This window comes from Acinetobacter sp. WC-141 (genome assembly GCF_000313935.1).
Classification (GTDB): Bacteria; Pseudomonadota; Gammaproteobacteria; order Pseudomonadales; family Moraxellaceae; genus Acinetobacter.
On sequence record NZ_AMSS01000014.1, the window covers coordinates 1 to 15,089 of the forward strand.

Annotated in this window: 14 protein-coding genes and 2 rRNA genes; 5 read left to right on the forward strand and 11 right to left on the reverse strand. The window is 40.8% G+C overall.

Annotated features, from left to right (window positions below; translation table 11 throughout):
• The 3 genes from ACINWC141_RS01830 to ACINWC141_RS01840 all read left to right on the forward strand — a co-directional run.
• A 23S ribosomal RNA gene (locus ACINWC141_RS01830) occupies positions 1 to 789 on the forward strand; the annotation flags it as partial.
• A gap of 183 nt (positions 790 to 972) precedes the next feature.
• Positions 973 to 1,087: ribosomal RNA gene (rrf, locus tag ACINWC141_RS01835) — 5S ribosomal RNA — on the forward strand.
• A 151-nt stretch (positions 1,088 to 1,238) separates the two neighbouring features.
• Entirely contained in the window at positions 1,239 to 1,550 is a 312-nt protein-coding gene (locus ACINWC141_RS01840; RefSeq protein ID WP_034677313.1) for an ankyrin repeat domain-containing protein, read from the forward strand.
• A 45-nt stretch (positions 1,551 to 1,595) separates the two neighbouring features.
• Here the strand turns inward: ACINWC141_RS01840 and ACINWC141_RS01845 are convergent, their stop codons facing one another.
• From ACINWC141_RS01845 to ribF, 5 genes are all read right to left on the reverse strand, one after another.
• Entirely contained in the window at positions 1,596 to 2,138 is a 543-nt protein-coding gene (locus tag ACINWC141_RS01845) for an NADPH-dependent FMN reductase (RefSeq protein ID WP_009387643.1), read from the reverse strand.
• A 138-nt stretch (positions 2,139 to 2,276) separates the two neighbouring features.
• Positions 2,277 to 2,759, reverse strand: coding sequence for an FKBP-type peptidyl-prolyl cis-trans isomerase (locus tag ACINWC141_RS01850; RefSeq protein ID WP_009387701.1), 483 nt, complete (start codon positions 2,757 to 2,759; stop codon positions 2,277 to 2,279).
• 1 nt (position 2,760) lies between these two features.
• Complete coding sequence (lspA, locus tag ACINWC141_RS01855) at positions 2,761 to 3,291, reverse strand: signal peptidase II (protein WP_009387467.1); 531 nt, start codon at positions 3,289 to 3,291, stop codon at positions 2,761 to 2,763.
• Entirely contained in the window at positions 3,284 to 6,121 is a 2,838-nt protein-coding gene (gene ileS, locus ACINWC141_RS01860) for an isoleucine--tRNA ligase (protein ID WP_009387691.1), read from the reverse strand. The genes lspA and ileS overlap by 8 nt, the downstream gene beginning before the upstream one ends.
• A 62-nt stretch (positions 6,122 to 6,183) precedes the next feature.
• On the reverse strand, positions 6,184 to 7,185 hold the full coding sequence (gene ribF, locus ACINWC141_RS01865) for a bifunctional riboflavin kinase/FAD synthetase (RefSeq protein WP_009387482.1): 1,002 nt from the start codon (positions 7,183 to 7,185) through the stop codon (positions 6,184 to 6,186).
• 207 nt (positions 7,186 to 7,392) lie between these two features.
• Between ribF and ACINWC141_RS01870 the strand changes: the two genes are divergently transcribed.
• Both ACINWC141_RS01870 and ACINWC141_RS01875 read left to right on the forward strand, forming a co-directional pair.
• Positions 7,393 to 8,526, forward strand: coding sequence for a TDT family transporter (locus ACINWC141_RS01870; protein ID WP_034677321.1), 1,134 nt, complete (start codon positions 7,393 to 7,395; stop codon positions 8,524 to 8,526).
• A gap of 81 nt (positions 8,527 to 8,607) precedes the next feature.
• A complete protein-coding gene (locus tag ACINWC141_RS01875) occupies positions 8,608 to 9,174 on the forward strand; it encodes a 5'-methylthioadenosine/S-adenosylhomocysteine nucleosidase family protein (RefSeq protein ID WP_009387658.1) in 567 nt (188 codons plus the stop codon).
• A 37-nt stretch (positions 9,175 to 9,211) separates the two neighbouring features.
• Here the strand turns inward: ACINWC141_RS01875 and ACINWC141_RS01880 are convergent, their stop codons facing one another.
• The 6 genes from ACINWC141_RS01880 to ACINWC141_RS01905 form a co-directional block, all read right to left on the reverse strand.
• Positions 9,212 to 9,832 (reverse strand): TetR/AcrR family transcriptional regulator, encoded by a 621-nt coding sequence (locus ACINWC141_RS01880; RefSeq protein WP_009387703.1) that lies wholly within the window; start codon positions 9,830 to 9,832, stop codon positions 9,212 to 9,214.
• A gap of 258 nt (positions 9,833 to 10,090) precedes the next feature.
• Positions 10,091 to 10,891, reverse strand: a complete 801-nt coding sequence (locus tag ACINWC141_RS01885; RefSeq protein WP_009387488.1) for an ABC transporter ATP-binding protein — start codon at positions 10,889 to 10,891, stop codon at positions 10,091 to 10,093.
• Between the two features lie 13 nt (positions 10,892 to 10,904).
• Entirely contained in the window at positions 10,905 to 11,702 is a 798-nt protein-coding gene (gene ssuC / locus ACINWC141_RS01890) for an aliphatic sulfonate ABC transporter permease SsuC (protein WP_009387421.1), read from the reverse strand.
• The gene (gene ssuD / locus ACINWC141_RS01895) at positions 11,699 to 12,874 is read right to left on the reverse strand and encodes an FMNH2-dependent alkanesulfonate monooxygenase (RefSeq protein ID WP_009387373.1); all 1,176 of its coding nucleotides are present in this window, start codon (positions 12,872 to 12,874) and stop codon (positions 11,699 to 11,701) included. Before ssuD ends, ssuC begins: the two co-directional genes overlap by 4 nt.
• 26 nt (positions 12,875 to 12,900) lie before the next feature.
• Positions 12,901 to 13,884, reverse strand: coding sequence for a sulfonate ABC transporter substrate-binding protein (locus tag ACINWC141_RS01900; RefSeq protein WP_009387471.1), 984 nt, complete (start codon positions 13,882 to 13,884; stop codon positions 12,901 to 12,903).
• A gap of 70 nt (positions 13,885 to 13,954) precedes the next feature.
• A complete protein-coding gene (locus ACINWC141_RS01905; protein ID WP_009387692.1) occupies positions 13,955 to 14,923 on the reverse strand; it encodes a sulfonate ABC transporter substrate-binding protein in 969 nt (322 codons plus the stop codon).
• Positions 14,924 to 15,089 lie beyond the last annotated feature (166 nt).

Below are 15,089 nucleotides of genomic sequence, written 5' to 3' on the forward strand. Positions count from 1 at the left end.
GGATAGGTGGGAGGCTTTGAAGTTGGAACGCTAGTTCCAATGGAGCCGTCCTTGAAATACCACCCTGGTAATGTTGAGGTTCTAACTCTGCCCCGTAATCCGGGGCGAGGACCATGTCTGGTGGGTAGTTTGACTGGGGCGGTCTCCTCCTAAAGAGTAACGGAGGAGTACGAAGGTGCGCTCAGCGTGGTCGGAAATCACGCGTAGAGTATAAAGGCAAAAGCGCGCTTAACTGCGAGACCCACAAGTCGAGCAGGTACGAAAGTAGGTCTTAGTGATCCGGTGGTTCTGTATGGAAGGGCCATCGCTCAACGGATAAAAGGTACTCTGGGGATAACAGGCTGATACCGCCCAAGAGTTCATATCGACGGCGGTGTTTGGCACCTCGATGTCGGCTCATCTCATCCTGGGGCTGAAGCAGGTCCCAAGGGTATGGCTGTTCGCCATTTAAAGAGGTACGCGAGCTGGGTTTAGAACGTCGTGAGACAGTTCGGTCCCTATCTACCGTGGGCGCTGGAAATTTGAGAGGATCTGCTCCTAGTACGAGAGGACCAGAGTGGACGAACCTCTGGTGTACCGGTTGTGACGCCAGTCGCATCGCCGGGTAGCTATGTTCGGAAGGGATAACCGCTGAAAGCATCTAAGCGGGAAGCCTACCTCAAGATAAGATTTCCCTAGGAATTTATTCCTCTAAAGAGCCGTTCGAGACTAGGACGTTGATAGGTTGGATGTGGAAGCATAGTGATATGTGAAGCTGACCAATACTAATTGCTCGTGAGGCTTGACTATACAACACCCAAGCAGTTGTATATGAAGCATCAATCGATTCATAAACATGCAAAGCAACTTGATTTAGTTAAACACTTAGCTAAAATGAACAAAATCAGATTCAATCAGCCCATCTGTAAAGATTTGGAAAACGCAACGTATCACACAGTGAATAAAACGAAGCAAGTATCCATAAACAGTTGTGCTGGCGACCATAGCAAGAGTGAACCACCTGATCCCTTCCCGAACTCAGAAGTGAAACCTCTTAGCGCTGATGGTAGTGTGGGGTTACCCATGTGAGAGTAAGTCATCGCCAGCTCATTATTCTAAACACCCCCGTTCCAATGAATGGGGGTGTTTTTTTATTGGGGGAATTTAATTTTTAATAAAAGATAGATCTAAAATTAGATTTGTATTCTGGCTGCATTCTATGAATATAATGATGAACTCTATTATTTTTGGGTACGTCCATGAAAATCAATTCTTTCTCTCCAATACCTGAAGATGATGAGGAGCTATCTTTGCCTGCATTGATTTATTGGGCATCTTTAGGTGATATCGATCAAGTAAAACAATTATTAATAGATGGAGAAGAACCTAATCAGACAGATGATGAGGGATATAGTGCTCTACAAGCGGCTGCTGAAAATGACCATTTAGAGATAGTTCAACTCTTAGTTGAGAAAGGTGCACATGTCGCTTATAAGAGTGAATATACCGCATTAGAGCTTGCAGAAATGGCTAGTAATACTGACGTAGTGAATTATTTAAAAAGTTTATAAAATTAAAAGGCCTCTTTTGTTTGGAAAAGAGGCCTTTTGTTCAATTTAAGACAAATGATATTTCTGTAGTTTCTCAACAATGGATTGAAGTCCTTTTACTTCAAACTCATTAGCTTCGAATTTTTCATCTTTATTGCGCTTAAATATATCCCGAATTTCTATTACAGCGTTTGGGTCAATGATACTTAAACTTGAGGTGACTTGACGTATTTGGCTAATAGATCGAGAGCCATTTGTTGAACCATAGCCAATAAATGCAGCAGGTTTACCTCCCCATTCCTTACCGACATAATCAAGTGCATTTTTTAAAGCTGGGCTGTAACCATGGTTGTATTCTGGGCTAATAAAGATAAATGCGTCTGCTTGAGCAATTTTGTCTGCCCATTCTTGTTGTTTAGGTTGATCATAAATCCCGGTAGCGGGTGGGTGAGAGCCTGAAAATAACGGTAAATTCCACTCTTTTAAATCAATTACTTCTGTCTGAAAATCTTCTAGATTAAATGATGGAATTGTGGATTCTAGCCAATTGGCAACTTTAATTGCTGTACGTCCTTCACGAACACTTCCTACGATGATATAGACCAGCATGTATTTTTCCTAAGAGTTTTTATCTTTATAACTTAATTCATTATATAGGTAGGAGAGAATATAGAATTTGTAAGGATTTTTATATCACTAATAAAAATTAAATTATAAAAAAGCCCTCATTCAGAGGGCTTTTTTTATTTACATGAGTTTAATGCCTTGCTGGCCAGCTGGAGTTACTTTGAATATCTCTACTTCAAAAGTAATATTTTTGCCAGCTAAAGGGTGGTTGAAATCAATTTCAGTAATATCATCATTCACTGATTTCACGACACCAAATAAAGTTGCTTTTGCTTTATCTTCAAACTCGATCATGTGACCAGGAATAGGTCGTTGTTCGAATTTAACCGTATCAAAAGTTTGAATATTTTCCGGATTCCATGGACCAAAAGCATCTTCTGGTGGTAGATGTACAGTACGTCGATCACCCGCACGTAAGCCAAGAAGGGCTTTCTCAAAACCTGGTAATAAGTTACCGTCTCCAATAGTTAAGCTAACAGGTTCTTCACGGCTACGTGTATTGTCAATTTCTACCCCATTTTCAAGAGCAACAGAAAAGTGTAGGTCGACTTTAGAACCTTCTTGGATACGAATTTCTTCGTTAGGTTGAATAATTTCGGTCATATTATGCATCCGAATTTTGATTACGTTGCTTCTCAAGGAAGAATGTATCGATGAGTAGCAAAATTGTACCTAGAGTAATGGCACTGTCCGCAATATTAAAAGCTGGAAAGTGATGATTTTGGTAATAAACATGAATGAAATCGACCACATATCCTAGAGTAATACGGTCAATTAAATTACCTAATGCTCCACCTAAAATTAAAGCGATAGCTACAGGTAGCACCACCATTTTTTTAGGCATACGCATTAACCAAAATACAAAAAGGATTGAAACTAAGCCTGCCAGAGATGTGAAGAAATAGCGTTGCCATCCTCCAGCATCTGATAAAAAGCTAAAAGCTGCACCATAGTTATGTAATAGTGTCCAGTTTAAAAATGGAAGTACCGGTACAGGATCTGCATAGTTGAGATGTGTACTTGCAATCCATTTTGTCCATTGATCCAATACAATGGCAAGGACAGAAAGTCCAAGCCAAATCAGGTTGTGTGGATAAAACTGGAATAAGCCTTTTTTAGCTTGTGAATTAGGCATATTTTCTCACTTCGCCACGACCAGTGACGTTCACAATACAACGACCACATAAACCAGGATGATCGGCATGTGTATTTACATCTGGAAGGACGTGCCAGCAACGTGCACATTTTTCACCTTCAGCCGCAGATATTTGTACACGTAAGCCTTCCATTTCAGTTGCTTCGCCTTGCTCAGCAAATGGATGTACTACTACTTGTGAAGTAATAAGAACAAAACGGAGTTCATCAGCCAGTCGGTTTAAAACTGTTTGTAATGATTCATTGGCCCAAAGTTCAACTTTGGCTGAAAGATTACTGCCGACAAGTTTAGCGTTACGCGCTGCTTCAATCTGTTTATTTACTGCAGATTTTACGCTAATCAATGTTTGCCAATCTTCTTCAGAAAGCAAATTTGCTTTTGATGAAACAGGCAAGTCATACCATTCTGATGTAAATACATACTTTTCAGTTTGTTCTGGAATCAATGGCCAAGCTTCTTGAGCGGTAAAGCTTAAAATCGGGCTCATCCAACGGATAAATGCTTGGACTATATGGTAAAGCGCTGTTTGTGCAGAGCGACGTGCTTGTGAGTCAGCCTTCGTTGTATATTGGCGGTCTTTGATAATGTCTAGGTAGAAACCACCTAAGTCATTAATACAGAAGCTTGTTAACGCACTACACACCACATGGAAGTTCATTTCTTCATAAGCAATGATAATAGTTTGTTGTACTTCATTTGCACGCTGCAAGATGTATTGATCTAGCGCAATTAAGTCATCTACTGGTAAAGCATCTGTGCTTGGTTTGAAACCATTTAGGTTGGCAAGTAAGAAGCGTAGAGTATTACGAATACGACGATAGCTATCACTTACACGGCTAAAGATTTCTTTCGATGCTGCGATTTCATAACGGTAGTCACTAGAAGCTACATATAGACGTAAACCATCGGCACCAAGCTGTTTGATGATTTCTTCAAGCGGGATATAGTTGCCTAAAGACTTCGACAATTTACGGCCATTTTCATCAACTGTAAAACCATGAGTTAACAAGGCTTTATATGGCGCACGATTGTGAATTGCCATAGACGTTAATAAAGAAGATTGGAACCAACCACGGTGTTGGTCTGAGCCCTCTAAATATAAATCAGCAGGGCTTTCTAATTCTTCACGTTGCTCAAGTACAGCGTAATGTGTTGTACCAGAGTCGAACCATACATCAAGCGTATCGCGAACGGCGTTGTATTGTTCAGCATCTTCACCTATGAAGTCTTTTGCTTCACGTTTGAACCATGCTTCAATACCTTCTTGTTCGATCAGTTGAGCAACTTCTTCGATGAGTTCAGGTGTACGAGGATGTAATTCATTCGTATCTTTATGAACGAAGAAAGGAATTGGAACACCCCAAGTACGTTGACGTGAGATACACCAGTCCGGACGACCTTCGATCATTGATTCAATGCGATTTTTGCCCCAGTTCGGTACAAACTCGATATCATTTTCAATGGCATTAAGCGCACCTTCACGTAACCCTTTTTGATCCATGCTAATGAACCATTGTGGTGTAGCACGGAAAATAATTGGAGTCTTATGGCGCCAGCAGTGTGGGTAGCTATGTTTAATTGGCTGATGAGCCCATAAACGGCCTACAGCACCTAAAGCTTCAATAATCTTTGGATTAGCTTTATAGATGTGTTCACCAGCGTAGATTGGAGCAGTTGGTAAATAAACACCGTTACCACCGACTGGATTGTCTACTTTAAGGTTATATTGAAGACCTACCTTATAGTCGTCTGCACCATGGCCAGGCGCTGTGTGTACTGCACCTGTACCGCTTGTTGCAATAACGTGTTCACCCAAAATAACTGGAACTTGACGATCAGTAAGTAAAGGGTGTTGCAGGGTAAGGTTTTCAAGAGCTGAACCTGTAAAGTCAGCTAAAACAACTGGGTTTTCAAGCTTATAGCGTTCGATTGCTGAAGCAACTAAGTCTTTAGCAAGAATGAAGTTTTGCTTACCGCGCTCAGTAGATACTTGTACCAATTGATATTCAATTTCGGCATGCAACGCAACGGCTTGGTTAGCTGGTAATGTCCACGGTGTAGTCGTCCAGATCACAATATCTGTTGGGTCTTGAATTTCTACGTTTAAGCGGGCACTTAAATCTTTTAAATCTACAACGCCAAAGCCAACGTCAATTGCGTCAGATTTTTTATCTTCATATTCAACTTCTGCTTCAGCAAGTGCTGAACCACAGTCCATACACCAGTTCACTGGCTTTAAACCTGGTTGGATATGGCCATTTTTCTGGATGAGACCTAGAGCACGAACGATATCGGCTTCTTGTTTGTAATTCATGGTGAGGTAAGGATTATCCCAATCACCTAAAATACCAAGACGTTTAAAGTCAGTACGTTGTAAATCAATTTGTTTTAGCGCGTATTCACGGCAAAGTTTACGGAAAGTTGCTGCGTCAACTTTTTCACCCACTTTACCTACTTTCTCTTCGACTTTTAGTTCGATTGGCAAGCCATGACAGTCCCAACCTGGAACATATGGTGCATCAAAACCTGAAAGTGTACGGCTTTTTACAATAACGTCTTTGAGTACTTTATTGACCGCATGACCCAAGTGAATTGTACCGTTCGCATATGGAGGGCCATCATGCAAAATATATTTTTTCTTGCCAATACGCGATGCACGAATCTGCTGATAAATGTTGTCGGTATACCACTCTTCTAACCATTTCACTTCACGTACTGCCAAATTTGCTTTCATTGCAAATTGAGTATCCGGCAGGTTTAGCGTGGCTTTGTAGTCCACTGCATTCTCAGGAGTTTGCTTATCGCTCATGCAAGTTTTCATCCAGTTTTAATCAGCTTGGGTGCTGACATGTTTTACAATCAAAATTCGAATTAAAAAGGAAATTGTGTCGTGTCGTTACGGTATTGTCGTAACTGTTGCACGTCATTATCAATTCCAGCCTTAAGTGCTTCAAGCGAAGGGTAGTTCAATTCACCATGAAGATAGTGAAGAAAAGTCACCCGCATAAATAAGCCATACAGATTAGCAGAAACATCAGGGAAATGTACTTCTAATCTCCATTCTGGATGTTCTTGCTGAATGGCGGGACGTGTACCGACATGACCTGCACCATAGAGGCTATTTTCATGATATCCGGCAATTCCCAGTTTCTCTGGTGTTTCTTGGCGCACTTTTTCAGTGAGAGAAGTCGTTTCGCAAATGACTTCAACGCCATAAATACCGTTTAAACAAGGTTTGTGGCGGTTGAGTCGAACATTAATGGTTGGAAAATCAAGAGTTCGACCAATTTGATCGCCATATTGGACACGTCCAGTAATACTGTACGGACGGCCTAATAATTTAGCTGCTAAAGCGAGATTACCCACTTGAAGTACTTGGCGAATACGGGTTGAACTGACGCGTTCACCTTCAAGTTCAATGGTATGTAAATTTGTGACTTGGAAGCCATAATCTTTTAAAAATTCACTGTTGCCTTGGCGGTCTTTGCCGAAATGAAAGTCATCTCCTAAAACCAAAGCTTGAGCATTTAATTTGTCTTTTAATAAATCTGCGAAGGCAGATGCGCTCATGCTACGAAAATGTTCATCAAATTTAGCAACCGCAATATAGTCAACGCCAAGCTCAGCTAGGTATTCAACTTTTTCCCGTAGTGAATTAATACGAGGAGGTGCATCGTAACCTTTGAAGAACTCAAGCGGTTGTGGCTCAAAAATCATGACCAAAGTTTTTAAGCCTTGTGCTGCAGCAATTTTTTTGAGTTGAGCAATCATCGCTTGGTGGCCTAAATGGACACCATCAAAATTACCAATAGTTACCGCTGTTTGAGGTAACTGAAAGTTGGGCGATAACGCATTAAGACGAAGCAGTTTCATGAACTTAAAATATGGCTATTTTTGCAAGGGCTATATATTGCCATAATCTCACAGATTCGTCTTGTTGTTGTGTTTTTACTCAGTTATTTTTCAAAATGAATATCTTTATATCTAAAATACTGATGAATTAAATAAAAATAAAGCAATTTTTCTTATTAATGGTTTGCTCTACTATGTCTTTATCCACTCTTTGATTAGAGAACTAAGATGAAAAAACCCTTTTATCAATTAAATCAAAGCAAAGATGTTATACGACATTTTACTCCAAATTGGTTTACAACGACTATGGGTACTGGCGTGGTGAGTATGATTTTAATCCAGCTGCCATTTGCTCAATCATTTTTATTCACGTTAGCAACTTGGTTATGGCAATTTAATATTGTCTTATTCAGTGTTTTTTCAGTTCTTTATTTATTGCGGTGGTTTCTTTTCCCTCATGAGGCGAAGCAAATTTTTGATCATCCAAATATGAGCTTGTTTTTAGGCGCTATTCCGATGGGGCTCGCTACCATACTAAATGGCTTTTTAAGCTTTGGTATCGGGCTTTACGGTGAAGTCGCAATCCATATCGCCCAAGCTTTATGGTACATCGATGTCTTTTTAGCGCTAGCAATTGCGTGGATTGTACCATTTTGTATGTTTAGTCGTCAGAACCATCAATTACATACCATGACTGCAATCTGGCTATTACCAGTGGTTGCATGTGAAGTAGCCGCAAGTTCTGCGGGCATGTTAGTCGGGCATTTACCAGCAGATTTGCATAGCTTTCATTTATTAATGGGGGGCTACGTACTTTGGGGAATTTCTGTTCTACCTGCATTCGCTATTTTGACAATTTTAATGCTGCGTATGGCTTTACATCAGCTACCTGAAAAAGAAGTCGCAATTTCTAGCTGGTTGTCTTTAGGTCCTATCGGTACAGGTGCTTTAGGTCTCTTGTTGCTAGGTGAGCAAGCGGAAAGAGTGGCTCCACATGTAGGATTTCATCAATTTGCGCATGTCTTTCAAGCTTTAGGAGTTGTAGGTAGTCTCGTGCTTTTAGGCTTCGGTTTATGGTGGCTCGGTCTTGCGATTTTAACAACACTTCGTCATGCAAAAACAGGTATTCCATTTAATTTAGGCTGGTGGGGCTTAACCTTTCCATTAGGCGTATTTATTCTGGCATTATTTAACTTAGGACATCAGGTTGAAATTGTATTTTTACAATACGTTGCTGTGGCATTGAGTCTTTTATTACTGACAATGTGGGGTGTGGTAATGAAGAAAACGCTAGCAGGGGCATATAGCGGCCAACTGTTCTTTTCTCCGTGTTTAATCGCCTTACAACAAAAAATGCAGTAGTGGTAAAAAGGTGCAAAAAAGCTTTTGCACCTGATTTATACTTATTTTCTAATTTATTTAATTTTGATCTGAGCTTTTTGAATGAACGCTGATATTGCTTTAATTATGGCACTTCCTAATGAATCTAAAGGTTTATTTGAACAAGCAGGTGTTGAAGTCCATTACAGTGGTATTGGTAAGATTAATGCTGCCTTTAAAGCATTTGAAGTTATTCAAAAAACAGGATGCAAAACTTTAATTAACCTAGGTACAGCTGGAAGCTCTGCATTTAATCGACACGATTTAGTTGAAATAAAAACGTTTGTACAACGAGATATGGACGTTTCACCGTTAGGGTTTAAAGTCGGTGTAACGCCGTTAGATAATCATTTAGCTGCCGAGATTCACCTTCAACCGCATTTTGTTGATTTACCAAAAGCAGTATGTGGAACTGGTGATTCATTTGAAACGGGTCAGCCAAAAGTAGCTTGTGATGTGGTGGATATGGAAGGATATGCTTTAGCCAAAGTCTGCCATAAATTAGGCGTACGTCTGATTTCGGTAAAGTATATTACTGATGGGGCAGATGACACGGCTCATCTAGATTGGGAAGAAAATTTATTATTAGGTGCACAAAAGCTCTTAGCACTTTATCAAAATCATTTCTAAAAAAAAGATCGGCAAATTTGCCGATCTTTTTCTGGTTTTAACGAGGTAATACGCCGTAAAGCATTAGGTGGACTGTATGTTCAATTGAACGCTGGAACATACTGCGGTTACGCAGAGTTTTTCCGGTCACCATTTCCATTTGAGTTGCAAAATCTGCATAGTTTTGCGTAAGGCCCCAAATATTTAAGATTAATAATTCTGGGTCGATATCTGGGGAAATTTTCCCTTCTTCTTGCCAGGTCTGAATGACTTTAGCTTTCCTTTTAAATAGTTTTTTTAATGGTCCTTTGAGAATAGGTAAAATATGCGGAGCACCTTGAATAATTTCTAATGCAAACAATCTAGAGGCTTTCGGTTGGCTACGAGATAGTTCGATTTTTTGAATTAAATAGTGCGATAAGGCTTCGGCTGGTTCTAATTCAGCTTCTAAAGTTTGTAAGGGAGCCAACCATTTTTGTAAAACGGTTGTGAGCACTTCTACATATAAAGACTCTTTATTTTCATAGTAATAGAAAATATTCGACTTATGCATGTCGGCGAGTTGGGCAATTTCATCCAGACTTGCACCACTGAACCCATAGACTGAAAATACATCAAGGGCGGCAGCAAGGAGCTGATTGCGCTTTTGGGTACTCTTTTTTTGTTCCATCTGCTGCATAATTAAAAAAATAATACTCCCATTGTAAGGGAAATTGTTTGATTTGTGCACAGGTGTCTTGCTTTTTTAATCAAAAAACGGCTAGTTATTTGCGTAATAGATATACTATTGTGCAAAAAATAGAGAGATTCACTAGTTTATTGTTATTCTTAAAAATATTTTTTAAATTTCGCCCTAAAAAAGAGCAATAAAACAGCAATTTTATTGCTCATAAATTGTGCATTTTCGGCTGTGAGATTCTCATTACTCATCGCAACCTTAGGTTGCTAAAACTGCATCGAGTACTTGCTGTTCAAGCTGAGCAAAAGAAATACTCTTTTTACGGGGACGCGGTAAATTAACTTGGAAGCTTTGAGCAATCTGGCCCTTATCTAATAATATAATACGGTCAGCCAATTGTACGGCTTCACTTACATCGTGGGTGACTAAAATTGCAGTGAAGCCTTGCTCTTTCCACAAGTGCTCAATCAAGCTTTGCATCTCAAGGCGAGTTAACGCGTCTAATGCCCCTAATGGCTCATCTAACAGCAAAATACGCGGAGTATGAGATAACGCACGTGCTAAGGCTGTACGCTGAAGTTGACCACCTGAAAGCTGTGAAGGCCATTGCCCAGATTTTTCTTTTAAGCCGACTTTTTCTAGTAATTCTTCTGCTAAAGCATGTTGCGCTTTAGATAAACCCAGTTGCACATTTTGAAGAATATTTCTCCAAGGCAATAGGCGTGGGTCTTGGAACATAACCCGTATGTCATCGCTGGTAATACCTTCACGCAAATGTCGGGCAGATTTGAATTTGATTTCCCCAAAACTGGCTTTTTCAAGTTGAGCGATTAAACGTAATAACGTACTTTTGCCACAACCACTTCGGCCAACAATAGCTAAAAACTCACCTGGCTGGATGTGTAGGTCAAGATCTTCGAGAACCTTTACCTCACCATAGAATTTATAAAGTTGCTCAATCAGAATCTCTGCACCTAATACAGGTTCTTGAGATTCTGTTGGTTCTTCCGGAATGAGCTGTACTTCATTCTGATTAATATTTAAATTCAGATTTGTCATGTTCTAAGCTCCCTTATTTCTGATATCCAGAGTGCCAACGTAGTAAATAGCGTTCTAAAAGCTGTGCTAAAACATCTGCTAGTTTGCCTAATAAGGCGTAAAGAAGAATACCGACCAGAACGACATCCGTTTGTAAAAACTCACGTGCATTCATAGTCATATAACCAATACCTGCTTGAGCTGAAATGGTTTCAGCAACAATGAGCAATACCCAAACCAAACCTAATGCAAAGCGTAAACCTACTAAAATAGAAGGCATGGCACCCGGTAGGATAATTTCTTTATAGAGCTGCCAACGCGAAAGTCCGTAGCTTTTACCCATCTCAATTAATTGAGGATCAACTGACCGAATACCGTGATAAGTGTTGATATAGATAGGGAAGAAAACACCTACTGCGACTAAAAATAATTTCGCTGTTTCATCAATACCGAACCATAAGATGACGAGTGGAATGAGGGCTAAAGCTGGGATGTTACGAATCATTTGTAAGGTCGTATCGAGCAGGGTAGAGGCGAATCGTGAAGATCCGTTGAGTAGACCCAATAACAAACCTAAGCCACCGCCAATCAGTAACCCCAGTAAAGCACGCCCTGCACTGACTTTAACGTGCTGCCAAAGTTCGCCACTCACCAGTAGATGCCAAAAAGCGGAAACTACAGCAGTGGGTGCAGGCAAAATACGGTTCTCTAAAAGACCCGAGCTTGAGGCAATTTGCCAAACAATCAATAGAACAATAGGGAAAATCCAAGGCAGCAAACGCTGCCCGACTTGTTTTGTTCCACGTGAAACAATACTTTCAGCTTTGATCATGCAGGCTCCTTGACGGAACTATTTTGCTTCTTCTCGTCTGGAACATAATTATTGGCAATAATTTCACCGAATGGACCGGTCAAATTTGGCTGAGCAAGTTTAGCTCGGGTCTCAATTGGTAATAACGGGAATACTAACTCTGCAAAACGAATTGATTCTTCAAGGTGTGGATAGCCCGAGAAAATGAAGGTATCAATACCTAAATCAGCATATTCCTGAATACGAGCAGCAACGGTTTCAGGGTCACCTACAAGTGCTGTACCAGCGCCACCACGGACTAAACCAATTCCTGCCCAAAGGTTTGGAGATACTTCAAGCTTGTCTCGGTTACCGCCGTGAAGAGCTGCCATACGTTGTTGGCCTACCGAGTCCATTTGTGCAAATTTTTTCTGTGCAGCAGCAATAGTTGCATCATCTAGATATTGAATCAGTTCGTTTGCCGCAGCCCAAGCTTGTTCGTTGGTTTCACGAACAATCACATGCAAGCGAATGCCATAAGTTAATTTACGGCCTTTAGCCTCAGCTTTGGCGCGAACATGTTCGATCTTTTGTTTGACTGCTGCTGGTGGCTCGCCCCACGTAAGGTAAGTATCAACTTGCTCAGCAGCCAAATCGACAGCGACGTCTGAAGAGCCGCCGAACCAAAGTGGGGGGTAAGGCTTTTGAACAGGTGGGTAAAGTAGTTTTGCATCATCGACTTGTAAGCGTTCACCATGGAATGTAAAAGCTTCACCCGTATGTGAACGCGTCAAAATTTCACGCCAGATTTTTACATATTCATTGGCAGTTTGATAACGGGTTTCATGGTCTTCATATAACCCATCGCCGCGTAGTTCAGCTTCATCGCCACCAGTCACTAAGTTGAGTAACACTCGACCATTCGACAAGCGGTCAAATGTTGCAGCCATACGCGCAGCCAAAGCTGGTGTTGTTACACCCGGACGTAACGCGACTAAAAACTTAAGGTGTTGAGTTGCGTCAATGAGGCTAGCCGCCGTAATCCAAGGATCTTCACATGAACGACCTGTTGGAATAAGTACTCCTTCGTAACCCAAGTTATCTACTGCCACAGCAATTTGCTTCATATAGGCATGGTCAACCTGACGAGCGCCTTTACTTGTACCTAAATAGCGACTATCACCGTGGGTAGGAATAAACCAGAAAATTTTCATGTGCATTACCTATATATCTATTGAAATTACTTGGCGCCCCAAACAGCTTGTTTAATGCTGATTGGTTTTGGGATGATCCCTTGTTGAGTAAAGATGTCTGCGAGTTGCTGCTGCTCAGCAATCACTTTGCTGTTAAGAGGAGCGGCTGATGAAGGACGCGGACGGCGTTTAATAAATAAATCACTGGTTGCAGGTTTAAGACCTGTACTTTGACCAATCGCACCTGCCGTTTCTGCTTGATGACTTTGAACCCATTTATCGGCTTGATTGATTTGTTTGATGAGCCCTGAAACAGCTTTCGGATGTTGTTTAACAAAATTTGGAGCTGCTAAATAAAATGTATAGTTCGGGCTTAAGCCTTTACCCGATGCAAGAACACGAGCTTGGTCTTCTAGTTGTGCTGAAGCGAAGTAAGGGTCCCAAATTGCCCATGCATCAACAGCACCTTTTTGAAATGCTGCGCGAGCATCGGCAGGTGTAAGCCAGATCGGAGTAATGTCACTCCAGTTTAGGCCTGCTTTACGTACAGCTTGCACAAGTAAGTAATGTGAACTCGAACCTTTTTGTAGCGCAATACGTTTACCTTTAAGGTCTTTCAGCTGTTTGAGTTGCGAGTTTTTAGGAACTAAGATTGCCGATGCTAGTGGTTTAGCTGCTTCATAGGCAATGTAATACAAAGGCTTGCCAGCCGCTTGTGCGTAGACAGGAGGTGTATCTCCAGTAACGCCTACATCAAGTGAACCGACAGCTAAAGCTTCTAAAATTTGTGGACCAGCAGGGAACTCGTTCCAAGTAACTTTGGCATTTGGAAATTCTTGTTCAAATAATTTTTGCTGTTTGGCAATTGCAAAGTTAATCGAACTTTTTTGAAAACCAATACGAAGTTCTTTTACAGTTGGATCAATCGCCCAAGCGGGTGCGGCAATTGTTAAACCTAATACAGTGACTGCACTGATGCGTTTAGCTAGTTGTGCCCACTGACTCTTATTAAATAATGACTGATGTTGCATATTGATATCCTTGTTCCCCTTGAGGCAAGGCACAGCATTTATATGGTTATTTGCCGTGCCTAAGCTGGGTTTATTTCAGTTTTAAAATGGCATCTTGAATGGTGAGTTTGTTTGGAATGAGCTTTTGTGTATAAAAGGCATCAGCTACTTGTTGTTGTTCTTGTGCCACTTTGTCAGATATTGGCTGAACTCCAAAACCCATACGTGAAATGGAAGTTTTGAGTACATCAAACTCAAGTGCTGTAGGTTTTTCGAGTAGCTTGGCCGCTTCATCCTGATGTAAACTCACCCATTCAGTTGTTTGATTAAGGGTTTGCACAACTGTATTGAGAACTTTCGGATTATTTTCTGCAAATTTACGGTCAGCTAGATAGAACTGATGATTGCTTACCAAGTTTTCACCTGTTGCTAAAACTCGTGCCTGAATTTGATGTTCAGCTGCTGCAAAGAACGGATCCCAGATCACCCATGCATCCACAGCACCTTTTTCAAAAGCAGCACGTGCGTCTGATGGCGGTAAATAAACAGGTTGAATATCACTTAAGCTTAAGTTGTTGGCTTCTAGAACCTTTAACAATAGGTAATGAACATTTGAGCCTTTGTTAAGAGCAACACGTTTGCCTTTTAAGTCTTTAATAGACTGGATTGGAGAGTCTTTTTGTACCAATAGTGCTTCAGCTTTTGGCGCAGCAGGTTGGTTTGCGACATAGACTAAATTTGGATTGGCAGCCTGAGCAAAGATCGGTGGCGCTTCACCTGCTTCACCGAGTGAAACACTTCCTACGTTTAAACCTTCAAGCAATTGAGGGCCAGCAGGAAACTCAACCCATTTCACTTGCACGCCTTGTTCTTTTAATGCTTTTTCTAAGTCACCACGAGCCTTTAAAATAGGAAGAATCCCATATTTTTGATAGCCGATATTTAATGTTGTGGTAGCTTGTTCCTCTTTTTTGGCACAACCACTTAACATCATCACTCCTGCAAGGCTGGCCGCGATGACTGAATATTTTGCCCATGAAGTGGTGTTGAAAAGTGCCATGAGATTTCGTACTCTCCGAAAGAGAAAAAGAAAAAAATAATTGGATGAGCAGATACCCTAAATGGATTTTTATTTCAGAAAAAATAAGTATTCGGTCTTTATTTATGCAAAAAAAAGCTAAACACAATAGGCTATAAACTTATGCGAAAAAATGATTTATCTAATA